This is a genomic window from Chryseobacterium sp. Leaf404 (genome assembly GCF_001424145.1).
Lineage (GTDB): Bacteria > Bacteroidota > Bacteroidia > Flavobacteriales > Weeksellaceae > Chryseobacterium.
Window position 1 is genome coordinate 475,844 of sequence record NZ_LMQM01000012.1, and the last position, 12,420, is coordinate 488,263.

Sequence of the window (12,420 nt, forward strand, 5' to 3'; positions counted from 1 at the left end):
ATAGTATTTTTCACGTATATAACAGTAAATTGCCGCCTATGAATTGTAAGATAAGCCATTTTATGCAGGATTTGAACTCCCTAAGTCTTCAAGAACTTGAAAAATGGTTTACTGATGAAACTGTAATCTGGATTCCGCCCGCTAAAGAGATTTCCGGGAAAACCCGTATATTGGCTTTATTCAGAGCTATTTTCAGAAGATATGAAAATATAGAATGGAGTGTTTCTGAAATTTTCAGTTTAGGAAATGATAAATACTTCTATCTTACTGATTCTCTGGGAAATCTTTCAGGAAGAGATCCTTACAGAAATCAGATTTGCACACTTATACAGTTTTCAGAATCCGGTAAAATTTTATATCTGTCAGATTATTTCAAGGACACCGAAACATTCAGTTAAAAAGCCATCTCTAACGAAATGGCTTTTATCAATTAATTGTAATATTATCACTCCCGGTTTTTAAGTAAAATCCATCCTGAGTATTTTACAGGTGTATTGTTTCTTTTCGGCTCATTCCATGTGAATGAGAACCAGTAATTTCCGGTAAGAATGTTCTTGTTTCCTGCGGTACCATCCCATTTGTAGTCATTAAACCTGTCTGCTGTGAAAAGTTTATTTCCATACCTGTCATATACCGTGAATACGAGATTTGTTTTGTAAGCCAGTGCAGAATAATCTACAAAATCATTCAGCCCGTCACCGTTTGGTGTAATGGCATTAACGATGTTTGGAACTGTAATTTCTATTTCAACTTCCTCACAATCATTGGCATCTTTCACATAGACAGTCTGTTCGCCTCTTTTCACACCCGTAAATATGTTAGAATCCTGCCAGTTTACGCCATCCATAGAGTATCTGTAAGGTGCTTTTCCTCCGGAAACATTTATAACAACTTTCTGAAAAGTAATATCAATACTGGTAATTACAGGTTGTGTGTATGGTAAAACTTTTACATTCTGAAGAGCAAAACAGTTTCCGGACTGAAGAATCACCGAGTAAAGTCCAACAGGAAGACCAGAAACCGCCTGCGTAGTTGCCCCTGTACTCCACTCATAAGAATCGAAACCAGGCCCTGCGTCTAAGGTAGCACGGTCATCAATACAGATGACCTGGTCTTTCAGAACTGTAGAATATTTCGGAGGTAAAACAGTTAAAGTAATTTTATAAATGGTATAGCAGTTTACATTATCATAAACCCCCAGATACACTACTCCATTTCCTGAAACGTATGTGTTAGCCGGAGAGATCTCATTGCTTCCTGCCTGTGCATCTGCCAGTGACGGATAATATTTTTTTACCGCTCCCGGCAAAGTAGTTACGCTGGCAAGAGTAAGATTAAATGTTCCTGTATTGGGAGTACCCGGATTTCCGCAGGATTCTAAAGTTAAATTAACGGTAGAGTATTTTGGCGGAACCACTTTCAACGTAATTTTTACAATATTGAAACATCCGGAAACATCAGAAACTTTTACATAAGCAAAACCATTTGCAGAGAGATAAGCCGTGCCCGGAATAATTTCGTTGGTACCCGTCTGGGCACTTGCAAGGGAAGGATAATATTTTTTACTCACTCCAGGCTGATTGGTTACATTGGCAAGAGTTAGATTGAAAGTTCCGATATTTGGCGTACCTACATTCGGGCAGACTTCTAAACTTCCGTCATAAGCCGTTATTGCCCCCTGTTTAAATTTAAATTTCCCTATCTCCCTGCAGAAATTGATGGGGTTTGTAGGATTCAGGGGATCCTGGTAATGTACGCTGTAATAATAAACGGAAGTAGTATTTACCGCAACTGGAGCTATAATTGGGTTTGCTCCTGAAATTGCATCGTTTTGATTATTGTGATAAGAAACAACAAAATTGCTGTTTCCATTTAAAATTCCCGGTGTTAAAGAGCTGAAATTAAAAACCGTTGGGTTTGTACAGATTAAAATCTCTCTTGGATCAGAAGGATTTAAGGCAGGAACGCCTGGCGGCACAAGAGGAAACTGCAGTATTGCAGGATCTGTAAACGGTGAGGCCAGCGAAGCTGTTCCTCCCCAAGTGAGCGTGAAAGGTGACACATTGGTACTTGCACCTCCCTGAAAATTATCTAAGTACAAAAAATACGTTTCACCGGCAATCACATCCATATATTTGCAATACGGGATAAGAGATCCACCCGCAGCAGTGGTGTTGGTATTAGTCATATTCAAACCGGTATCCGGGCTTACCCCAATTACTGTTGCAGCATTGCACCGGATGGGGAAACCTAAACTTCCACACGTTGTGTTGGGGCCATAGACCGCCCAGTCATAATCTACTGTAGGATCTGCAGGATTGATCACGAACGTAAGTGTTCCACTGGTTGCAATTTTAAATTTATACCAGATAGAATTGTGCTCACCCGTGCTGAGACAATCGCCCAGAGTTTCGTTGATGTTTCCGATGCCTGTGGGACTGTATGTAATGCTGGAGTTTCCGCATACACCTAAAGCGGTAACGCAGTCTCCCTGAGAATAATAGAAATTTGAAATGATGATTAAGAGAAACAGTACAGTTTTTTTCATACCCCAGTGTATTAGTTCGTATCAAATTTAAACAAATATTTAAACCTTTGCAATAAAAGCGGTAGAATTTTGAATGTAATCCCTTAATTTTTAATAAATAAACAAATTTTAAGATTTAATACTGATCATATTCCCACAAAGATTCTCAAGATGAAAAATTTTGTGAAACGGACTTTTAACTTCATCCAGATTTTCTTTGTTCTGTATAAAAGTGTAGCGCGAAGCCAGCGAATTCATATCAGAAACAATCACGAGCCAGCATTCATCCACAGAAGTATCATAATATGGGAATTTTTCGTTTTTCTTTTCAATTAATTCTAGTATTTTTTCTGAACACAGTTCGTCAAAAAGATTCAGATTATACTCGTGAGTGATAAAAACATTGCGTCTGTGGGAAGATTTTCTAATATTCCTGACGCAGCCCAGCGGCTTATTTTTCAGTATGCTTTTGTAGATATCTACGATGATTTCTTTTTGAGATTCCTGATGATCTAATTTTAAATGTTGGTTAAATTCCAAAAAATAAACACCACGATATCTCGTAGTGTCTTTCTGTTCCAATAATATTTCTGCCTGACGGAAAATTTTGTTAAGGCTGCTTTCTACCTTTTTCATTTCCAGATGATTGATTACTTCAGTAAGCTCTATTCCTATTTTTTTGTCGTTTAATTTCGCAATAAAATCCGGACTTTCACAAATCAGATTTTCAAATTTCATATCCGGGAAATGGTGCATAAAAGAGTTGAGGAGCAGGATCTCGGCTTTCTTTTTGTACTTCTCACGGTCATGCAGAGAAGAGGCATCAATACTGCGGTGATACTTTTCAATAGGCTTCTTCTTAAGATGTCTGTTGAGATGATACAAACTGAGATTTTTCACAAGATCTTCATCGGAAAAAGTCTTTTTCATGAGTTTAGATTTTAGCAGGATTACAAAACTGACTCAGACATAAACATTTTGATTATCAAAAATTTACAAGCTAAATGTAGTGATTTTTTTAATTGGAATGATTGTAAAATTTTAAATTATTAATTAATTAACAATCGATTTATTTTCGATAATAATTACATTTGTTCAATATCTAACAATTTATTAACACAAAATGGATTTTAAAAACTTCAAAATTCCCTACGCGGTAAACCAGCAGTACACAAAAAAAGTTGCCTATTTTTCAATGGAATTTGCCATTGAGCAGGTTCTGAAAATATATTCAGGAGGTTTAGGATTTTTAGCAGGATCCCACATGAGGAGTGCTTACAATCTCAAGCAGGATTTGGTGGGAATTGGTATTCTATGGAAATTCGGCTATTACGATCAGGCAAGAAATCATGATCAGACGCTCCAGCCCACCTGGACGAAGAAAATGTACAGCTTTCTGGAAGATACAGGCATCAAATTTCAAATTGAAATTCACAGCGCGCCGGTTTGGGTAAAGGCTTTCTATCTTGATCCTGAGATTTTCAACACCGCTCCTATGTTTTTCCTGTCCACAGATGTGCCGGAAAATGATCATATTTCCAAAACGATTTCGCACAAACTTTATGACGCCAATGAATCTACAAAACTGGCTCAGTACATTCTTCTCGGCAAAGGCGGTGCGAGGCTTTTGGAAGAAATAAATTTAGACAGAGATATTTATCATCTGAATGAAGCTCACGGTTTGCCGGCAGCTTTCCATTTGCTGAAAAGATTTAATGGAGATTTAAAAAAAGTGAAAGAAAAACTGGTATTCACAACCCATACGCCCGAAGAAGCCGGAAATGAAAAACACAACCGCAGACTTTGCCACGAAATGTCTTATTTTTCAGGTCTGAGTCTGGAAGAGGTAAGCAAAATTGAAGGCTCTGAAGATGAGCGTTTCAATCACTCACTTTGTGCTTTGAAAATGGCAAAAATCGCTAACGGAGTTTCTCAGCTGCACGGCGAAGTTTCCCGCGAAATGTGGAGCAAATACGATGGCATCTGCGAGATAAAATCAATCACCAACGCTCAGGAATTCAAGTACTGGAGTGATAAACCGCTGTACAATGCAAAGGATGAGAACAACGAAACCATGTTTGATTACCGCAAGAAACTTCTGAAAAAAAGACTTTTTAAAATTGTGGCAGACCAAACAGGAAATCTTTTCGACCCTAATGTCTTCACAATTGTCTGGGCGAGAAGGTTTGCAGGTTACAAAAGAGCAGATCTGCTTTTGCATGATAAATCGAGGTTTTATTCACTTTTAAATCATTCAAAATATCCTATACAGGTTATTTGGGCAGGAAAACCGTATCCGATGGATTATTCTGCAATTTCTACTTTCAATTCTCTGGTAGAAGAAAGCAAGAATAATAAAAATATGGCAGTTTTAACGGGTTATGAATTAGCTTTAAGCAAATCTTTAAAACAAGGTTCGGATTTATGGTTAAACAATCCACGTGTGCCGAGAGAAGCTTCAGGAACTTCTGGTATGACAGCTTCTATGAACGGAAGCGTTAATCTTTCTACCGATGACGGCTGGATTCCTGAATATGCAAAACACGGAGAAAACTCTTTCGTTGTTCCAAAAGCAGATTATGCCAATATGAGCATTTACGAGCAGGATAATTATGATTTGAATAAACTCTACGAGATTCTTGAGAAAGAAATTCTTCCGACGTATTACGACAGTCCGGATAAGTGGAGAAAAATTCAGTACAACGCTATGAATGATGTAAAAGATCAGTTCAATTCTGACCGTATGGCCGATGAATATTACAAATTGCTGTATAATCTTGAGATTGAGGTTAAGGCTGAGGCTTAGGTTGAGATTTAGGTTGAGACAGAGAAAATCTTATAAATAAATGAGCCCGAATATTTTGTTCGGGCTTTTGTTATCATGTTGATGATTTTATCTTTTAGAGTCCTGCTTTGGCTATTGAAACCGCAATTTCATAAACATTGGCATGTTTAAGATACTTTGAACGCTCTCTTGAAGTCACAGATTCAAACTGATCATTTTTTAAAACTACAATTGGATCCTCTGCATTTTCAATTTCAAAATTTGCCAGATATCTCTCGTCTGGTGGAGACTGATTCAGTTTTGCTTTTATCTTCTGCAGCTCGTCTGCGTATTGTTTAAAACCTTCGTCGGATGAGTGTATAAATTTATATTCCGGTCCTGCATCCACAAAATAATGCAGTTTTTTTTCAATTAAATCTGCTTCAGAAGTTTCTACGGGATTATCATTTCCATCTTTAAAAGCCACTTCCACCAGTTTTCCGTTTTTTTCTTTCGCATAAAGTTCGGCAGCATTAAAGTCTGCAAAACCTGTATAGAGAACTTCATTCGTAAGTTCGTATCGGTTGAGTTTATTTTCTTTATTTGTTTCCATAATTACTTTTTTAATTAAGATCATCATTCAATTTTTTTGCCAAAAACAAAGTTTGAATATTCATTCTTCAACATTTTATTAAAATCGTTATATTTGGAATCCTTTTATTTTAAAAATGAAAAAACTTATACTTACCCTCAGCATCGCTGCTGTTTTCCAAAGCTTAAATGCCCAGGAAATTACCTTAGACAAAATATACTCAGGCTACTACCGCGGAAAAGGAATTGCAGGAATTGCATCCATGAAAAACGGTGACAATTATCTGGTCATCGAGCAAGGTGGCATTGCTAAATATTCTTACAAAACCTCCCAAAAAGAAGGAAACTTGGTAGAGGGTCAGTTCGAAAGCTATGAATTTTCTGATGATGAATCTAAAATTCTTTTGCTCAAGGAAAGTCAGCCCATTTACAGACATTCTTTTTTAGGAAAATACGATATTAAGGATTTAAAAACAGGCAAAACTGTTAGTCTGAATGAAGGAAAAGCCGTTCAGGAGCCAAGATTTTCTCCAGATGCGACCAAAATTTCTTTCATTGTTGACAATAACTTGTTTTATCAGGATTTAAATTCAGGAAAAATCACTCAGATTACGCAACATGGTGTAAAAAATAAAGTACTGAACGGTTTGGCAGACTGGGTTTACGAAGAAGAATTTGGTCATGCAAGATTATATGAATGGACGAAAAATTCAGCAGATATTTTATTTGTAAAACTGGTGGAAACTGATGTTCCGGAAATTTACATTCCAATGTATGGGAAATCGCTTTATCCAACGGAAATGCGTTACAAATATCCGAAAGCAGGAGAAAAAAACTCAGTTGCGACCGCACATATTTATCAGTTATCCGACGGAAAAAAGACCAAAGTAAACTTAGACAGTTTTAAAAATTATTACATTCCGAATGTGATTCAAACTTCAAATCCGGATGAAATCGTTTTAATTACTTCACAGAGAACTCAGAATGCATCGGATGTTTTAAAAGTGAACACCAAAACCGGACAGGCGACAAAACTGTTTACCGAAACCGATGAAAAGTGGATTGATACTGATAACGTAACTTTAGAATTCATGGAAGACAATTCTTTCCTTTGGGCTTCCGAAAGAGATGGTTACAGACATTTGTACTGGTATGACAAAGATGGTAAACTGAAAAAACAAATCACAAAAGGAAACTGGGAAGTTACTGAATATTACGGATTTAATCCAAAAACAAAAGAAGTTTTCGTTCAGACAACAGAAAAAGGAAGCATCAACAAAGTCGTTTCTAAAATCAATATCCAAAACGGAAAATCTCAGTTGATTTCCAATGCAGAAGGAAACAACGCTGCAAATTTCAGCAAAAACTATAATTATTTCATTGAAACCTCTTCTACCGTTGCAAAACCTTACACTTTTGTTTTAAAAGACGGTAATGGAAAGCAACTGAAAGAACTTCAGAACAACGAAGCTCAGCTTCAAAAACTGCAGCAGGATAATTTTACGGTAAAAGAATTCATCACGATTCCCAACGAAGCCGGAGATCAGATGAACGCATGGATTATCAAACCTAAAAACTTTGATAAAAACAAGAAATATCCATTGTTCATGTACCAATATTCCGGTCCGGGCTCGCAGCAGGTTTCCAATTCGTGGGATAATGGAAATACGTTCTGGTTTGAAATGCTGGCTCAGAAAGGTTACATCATTGCTTGTGTAGACGGTCGAGGAACTGGTTATAAAGGTGCAAAATTTAAAAAAGTAACCTACAAAAACTTAGGAAAGTACGAAATCGAAGATCAGATTACTGCCGCAAAATGGTTTGGAAATCAATCGTATATCGACAAATCAAGAATCGGAATTTTCGGTTGGAGTTTTGGTGGATATATGGCGAGTTTAGCATTAACAAAAGGTGCTGATGTTTTCAAAACAGGAATCGCTGTGGCACCGGTGACGAACTGGAGATATTACGATTCTGTTTACACCGAAAGATTTTTACTGACTCCACAGGAAAATCCGGCTGGTTATGATGACAATTCGCCTACAACTTATGCAAGCCTTTTGAAAGGAAAATTCCTTCTAATCCACGGAACAGCTGATGACAACGTACATTTCCAGAATTCTATGGAGTTTTCTGAGGCTTTAATTCAAAACAAAAAACAGTTTGAATTTATGGCTTACCCGGATAAAAACCACGGAATTTACGGTGGACAGACAAGACCGCAACTCTATCAGAAGATGACAGATTTTATTCTGGAGAATTTGTAGGGAGATGGAAGTTGGAGGATGTAAGATAAAAAATTCCGAATCTCAGATTGAGGTTCGGAATTTTTGTTTAGTAACTATGGGAGCTTTTATTATCGATAATCGCAACTAAGAAAATCATATTATTAACATCTTGATAAATCAAGGAATTATTTTTATCTATAAAACACTTTCTGTAGTTTAAGAGTTTAGATTTTGGACAAATTTCTTTATGAATTTGCAATCTTAAAATCAATTTATCAAATCTAATTTCAAAATTTTCAATTTCTTTAATGGTCCATTTTTCTAATAAATAATCTAAAACCTGCAGAGCTTCATCAGACCAAACAACATCCATCATTTCGATCTTTCCAAAAGGTATTGTTTAATTTTTCTTTTAGCCTCTTCATGAGAATGCGTTCTTCCATTTTTAATATCGTCAATCCCTCTCTCAATCGACTGTTTTTGAGAATCTGTCAAATGATCAGCCCAATCTGTTTCGATTTTTGCTTTAGATTTTAAAAGATCAATATAGTCATTTACTTGTCCAAAAAATTCTTTTGGAAGTGATCTCAGATTTTTTTCTATTTCTTCAATTGTAATATCCATGTCACTTAAATTTTACTCAAAGTTAATAAAATTCAAATATTGTTTTAAAAAAATTATATTTGTGAAATTGTAAAAAATCTATTCATGAAAACCAAACATCCAAAAGGATTACCCTTTTTGTTTTTCACAGAAATGTGGGAGCGTTTCGGGTATTATTTAATTCTCGGAATTTTTGTTCTTTACGTCATCGAACCTACAGGTCTAAAAGGTGGCTTAGGTCTTCCCGACAAAACTGCTGACGATATTTTCGGAACTTACATTGCCTTGACATATCTCACTCCTTTTATCGGTGGATTTTTGGCCGACAGAGTTTTAGGATATATTAAATCTATCTACCTCGGCGGATTCCTGATGGCTGCAGGTTATATCGGAATGGGGGTTTTCAAAGACTTAACTCTATTTTACTCATCATTAGCTTTAATTATTATTGGAAATGGATTTTTTAAACCAACCATTTCAACATTACTCGGAAATCTTTATTCAGAAGAACCTTACAAAGCCAATAAAGATTCCGGCTATAATATTTTCTATATGGGAATCAATATTGGTGCATTTATCTGCAACCTTATTGCTGCTTTTATGCGAAACAAATATGGCTGGGGCGAAGCTTTCATCACTGCCGGAGTTGGTATGCTGATCGGCATGGTCATCTTTACGATTGGAAGAAAACATTATATCCATGCTGCGCAGATGAAACCCGTGCAGGAAGGCGATACTAAACTTTCTGAAATTTTAATGAAGGTATTTTTGCCGGCAATTTTATTTGGAGTAGTTGGATGGTTTGTTCCAGGCAGCATTTTTGGAAGCGACAGTACAGACGCCTTTATTTTCGCCTGCGTTCCTGTAATTTATTTTTACGGTTCACTGTATTTCAAAGCTAAACCAAATGAAAAAGCAGCCATCGGAGCCCTATTATCCGTATTTATGATCAGTATGTTTTTCTGGGCGGTTTTTAAACAAAACGGAACAGCTTTGACGAGATGGGCGAATTATTATACTGACAGAAGCGTTTCCACTTCACTGGAAAAACCTTTAGAAAAAATTTACATGGTAGACGGAAAAGGTTATGAAACCAAAGAAGTTCCTGTTTATGATGATCAGTATCAATCGCAAAAAGACAAGAACGGAAAAGCCATCAAGGAACAGGGAAAGGATGTTTATTTTAAAAATATTTCACCTGAAAAAAGGGCAACATTAGAAGCAAATCCCGAAAGCAAACTATTTCTTTACAACACAGAACTCTTTCAGTCTATCAACCCGTTTTGGGTTATTGCTTTGACACCGGTTATCGTTGGTTTCTGGGCATTTTTAAGAAGAAAAGGAAAAGAACCGCTGACACCAACAAAGATCGTTTTAGGACTTTTCATTTCTGCACTTTCTTGTTTGGTCATGGTTCTGGCAGTTTCAGCGGGAGAAAACGGAGCGGTAAAAGTTTCTCCGTGGTGGCTGGTCGCGAGTTATGGTGTAATTACGGTTGGTGAACTTTGTCTTTCGCCGATGGGACTTTCATTTGTCTCAAAACTTTCTCCGGCAAGACTTACAGCACTGATGATGGGCGGATTTTTCCTTGCCAACTCTGTCGGAAACAAACTTTCGGGGATTCTGGCAAGTACCTGGTACAGCTACGAGAACAAGTCTAACTATTTCTTGGTTAATTTTGGATTGTTGATTTTCGCAACGATATTAGGTCTCTTCATGCTCAAAAGGCTGAACAGGATTATGAAAGATAGCGGACATTAAAATTTAATAATACAAATATCTGAAGCTGTAGATTGATCTGCAGCTTTTTTGTTTAAAATAAAAATTAAAACTTGCCAAAAACCCAAAAAAAACTATATTTGTGGGTCTTAACAAAAATTTAACAAGTATATATGGATACAGCAGTTCAGTCGAAGGCCAAACATCCAAAGGGATTATGGGTATTATTCGGAACCGAAATGTGGGAGCGTTTCAATTTCTACGGAATGAGAGCTCTTCTAACGCTCTTTATGGTAAATTCTTTACTTATAAGAGAAGCCGATGCAGCAATCATTTATGGTGGATTTTTAGCACTTTGTTATTTAACTCCACTTTTAGGTGGATTTATCGCTGACAAATACATCGGAAACAGAAATGCAATCTTGATCGGTGGATCTTTGATGGCAATTGGTCAGTTTTTACTGTTCATCAGTGCATCAACCTTCTCTGCGAATATCGACGGAGCTAAAATGTTTATGTGGCTGGCTTTATTTATTATCATATTTGGTAATGGATTTTTTAAGCCAAACATTTCATCAATGGTGGGAAGTCTGTATCCAAAACAGGAAAAATCTAAATTAGACTCTGCGTTTACGATTTTCTATATGGGAATCAACATCGGAGCATTTTTAGGACAGTTTATCTGCCCTTACGTTGGTGACGTGAAAGATGCTGCGACAGGAGTACGTGATATTTTTGCATTCAAATGGGGTTTCCTTGCCGCTTCAATCGCAATGGTAATAGGTACAATCACATTTTTTATCCTAAAAAACAAATACGTTGTAACTCCGGAAGGGCGTCCAATTGGAGGTTTACCTAAAAATAATTCTAGTGAAGATTTTGAAGAGGGTGAAACTCAGACTGCAAAATTTACTGGTGGAGCTTTAGGAATTACAGGAGGTCTTTTTGTTGTATTATTCTTTGTTTTCAGATATCTTTTGGTGGGTGAATTCGGATTCAACTCTGTAGAAATGGGGCAGATGATTAAAGGAATTATTTATCCCTTCATTTATGCAGCCGGTATTTCATTGGCGTTTCTTATCATGTCTTCGGCAGAAAACAAGATTGAGAGAAGCAGAATCTGGGTGATCTACATCGTTTCATTCTTCATTATTTTCTTCTGGGCAGCATTCGAGCAGGCAGGTTCATCATTAACGTTTATTGCCGATAACCAGACTGACAGAAATATTTTCGGATGGAATATGCCGCCATCAATGGTACAGATTTTCAACGGAATTTTCGTTGTATTATTAGCAGTTCCTTTCAGTTTATGTTGGGATAAATTAAGAGCTAAAGGCAAAGAACCGGTTTCACCAATGAAGCAGGCAATGGGATTAGCTTTAATTGCTTTAAGTTATTTCATCATCGCATACAATGTAAAAGATCTTGGAAATTCAGGACTATTGGCTATCAAATGGTTGATGCTACTGTATTTCATTCAGACTTGTGGTGAGCTTTGTCTTTCACCAATCGGTTTGTCTTTGGTTGGAAAATTAGCTCCAAAAAGATTTGCTTCATTGCTTTACGGAGTATTCTTTATTTCAAACGCAGCAGGTTATGCGTTAGCTGGATCTTTGGGTGCACTTATTCCTGCAACAGGTGATAAATTTAAAAAAGCTGAAGAAATCGGAGTGAATCTACAGGAAGTACTGGATAAAAAAGTAACCTTAAATCCAACTCAGGTTGCCGCTTTCGAAAAAGCACAGTTACCTTTGGAAAATCCTACTTTCGCCGGGTTTGAAATCCACAATCTATTTGAATTCTTCATGGTATTCGTGGTTTTATGTGGAATTGCAGCAGTAATTCTTGCATTGATCTCTCCAATTTTAAAGAAAATGATGCACGGCGTAAACTAATTCCGTGTTTCCAAAATAATTATCTTAAACCTCTGATTTTTCAGAGGTTTTTTTTTACATTCGTATTACGGAAGTTTCTGAATATTCTTTGTT

10 protein-coding genes are annotated in these 12,420 nt (G+C 36.7%); 5 read left to right on the forward strand and 5 right to left on the reverse strand.

Translation table 11 applies throughout. From position 1 onward, the window contains the following. Nucleotides 1–38: 38 nt before the first annotated feature. Entirely contained in the window at nt 39–398 is a 360-nt protein-coding gene (locus ASG31_RS13770) for a nuclear transport factor 2 family protein (RefSeq protein WP_117585853.1), read from the forward strand. A gap of 47 nt (nt 399–445) precedes the next feature. Here the strand turns inward: ASG31_RS13770 and ASG31_RS13775 are convergent, their stop codons facing one another. Then, the gene (locus tag ASG31_RS13775; protein ID WP_056033705.1) at nt 446–2,548 is read right to left on the reverse strand and encodes a T9SS type B sorting domain-containing protein; all 2,103 of its coding nucleotides are present in this window, start codon (nt 2,546–2,548) and stop codon (nt 446–448) included. Nucleotides 2,549–2,656: 108 nt separating this feature from the next. Then, nucleotides 2,657–3,457 carry a hypothetical protein gene (locus ASG31_RS13780; protein WP_056033708.1) on the reverse strand — a complete coding sequence of 267 codons (801 nt, stop codon included), beginning with the start codon at nt 3,455–3,457 and terminating at the stop codon, nt 2,657–2,659. Between the two features lie 193 nt (nt 3,458–3,650). Here ASG31_RS13780 and glgP point away from each other — a divergent pair, with 193 nt between their 5' ends. Beyond that, complete coding sequence (gene glgP / locus ASG31_RS13785) at nt 3,651–5,333, forward strand: alpha-glucan family phosphorylase (protein WP_056033711.1); 1,683 nt, start codon at nt 3,651–3,653, stop codon at nt 5,331–5,333. A 94-nt stretch (nt 5,334–5,427) separates the two neighbouring features. Here glgP and ASG31_RS13790 read toward each other — a convergent pair whose 3' ends face one another. Next, on the reverse strand, nt 5,428–5,904 hold the full coding sequence (locus ASG31_RS13790; RefSeq protein ID WP_056034045.1) for a hypothetical protein: 477 nt from the start codon (nt 5,902–5,904) through the stop codon (nt 5,428–5,430). A 115-nt stretch (nt 5,905–6,019) separates the two neighbouring features. Here ASG31_RS13790 and ASG31_RS13795 point away from each other — a divergent pair, with 115 nt between their 5' ends. Then, nucleotides 6,020–8,149, forward strand: a complete 2,130-nt coding sequence (locus ASG31_RS13795) for a S9 family peptidase (protein ID WP_056033714.1) — start codon at nt 6,020–6,022, stop codon at nt 8,147–8,149. A gap of 67 nt (nt 8,150–8,216) precedes the next feature. Here the strand turns inward: ASG31_RS13795 and ASG31_RS13800 are convergent, their stop codons facing one another. Together ASG31_RS13800 and ASG31_RS13805 are read right to left on the reverse strand one after the other, a co-directional pair. Next, on the reverse strand, nt 8,217–8,486 hold the full coding sequence (locus ASG31_RS13800; protein WP_131725556.1) for a type II toxin-antitoxin system RelE/ParE family toxin: 270 nt from the start codon (nt 8,484–8,486) through the stop codon (nt 8,217–8,219). After that, nucleotides 8,483–8,734: a hypothetical protein gene (locus ASG31_RS13805; protein WP_056033719.1), complete on the reverse strand. Its 252-nt coding sequence runs from the start codon at nt 8,732–8,734 to the stop codon at nt 8,483–8,485. Before ASG31_RS13805 ends, ASG31_RS13800 begins: the two co-directional genes overlap by 4 nt. 84 nt (nt 8,735–8,818) lie before the next feature. Here ASG31_RS13805 and ASG31_RS13810 point away from each other — a divergent pair, with 84 nt between their 5' ends. Both ASG31_RS13810 and ASG31_RS13815 read left to right on the forward strand, forming a co-directional pair. Then, complete coding sequence (locus tag ASG31_RS13810; protein WP_056033723.1) at nt 8,819–10,474, forward strand: peptide MFS transporter; 1,656 nt, start codon at nt 8,819–8,821, stop codon at nt 10,472–10,474. 131 nt (nt 10,475–10,605) lie between these two features. Then, nucleotides 10,606–12,327 (forward strand): peptide MFS transporter, encoded by a 1,722-nt coding sequence (locus tag ASG31_RS13815; RefSeq protein ID WP_056033726.1) that lies wholly within the window; start codon nt 10,606–10,608, stop codon nt 12,325–12,327. The last annotated feature ends 93 nt before the right edge of the window (nt 12,328–12,420 follow it).

Bases quoted from the DNA above. Each gene is read 5' to 3' on its own strand.
- ASG31_RS13790 (WP_056034045.1), bottom strand. From the start codon at position 5,904: ATGGAAACAAATAAAGAAAATAAACTCAACCGATACGAACTTACGAAT.
- ASG31_RS13810 (WP_056033723.1), top strand. From the start codon at position 8,819: ATGAAAACCAAACATCCAAAAGGATTACCCTTTTTGTTTTTCACAGAA.
- glgP (WP_056033711.1), top strand. From the start codon at position 3,651: ATGGATTTTAAAAACTTCAAAATTCCCTACGCGGTAAACCAGCAGTAC.
- ASG31_RS13795 (WP_056033714.1), top strand. From the start codon at position 6,020: ATGAAAAAACTTATACTTACCCTCAGCATCGCTGCTGTTTTCCAAAGC.
- ASG31_RS13815 (WP_056033726.1), top strand. From the start codon at position 10,606: ATGGATACAGCAGTTCAGTCGAAGGCCAAACATCCAAAGGGATTATGG.
- ASG31_RS13780 (WP_056033708.1), bottom strand. From the start codon at position 3,457: ATGAAAAAGACTTTTTCCGATGAAGATCTTGTGAAAAATCTCAGTTTG.
- ASG31_RS13775 (WP_056033705.1), bottom strand. From the start codon at position 2,548: ATGAAAAAAACTGTACTGTTTCTCTTAATCATCATTTCAAATTTCTAT.
- ASG31_RS13800 (WP_131725556.1), bottom strand. From the start codon at position 8,486: ATGATGGATGTTGTTTGGTCTGATGAAGCTCTGCAGGTTTTAGATTAT.
- ASG31_RS13805 (WP_056033719.1), bottom strand. From the start codon at position 8,734: ATGGATATTACAATTGAAGAAATAGAAAAAAATCTGAGATCACTTCCA.
- ASG31_RS13770 (WP_117585853.1), top strand. From the start codon at position 39: ATGAATTGTAAGATAAGCCATTTTATGCAGGATTTGAACTCCCTAAGT.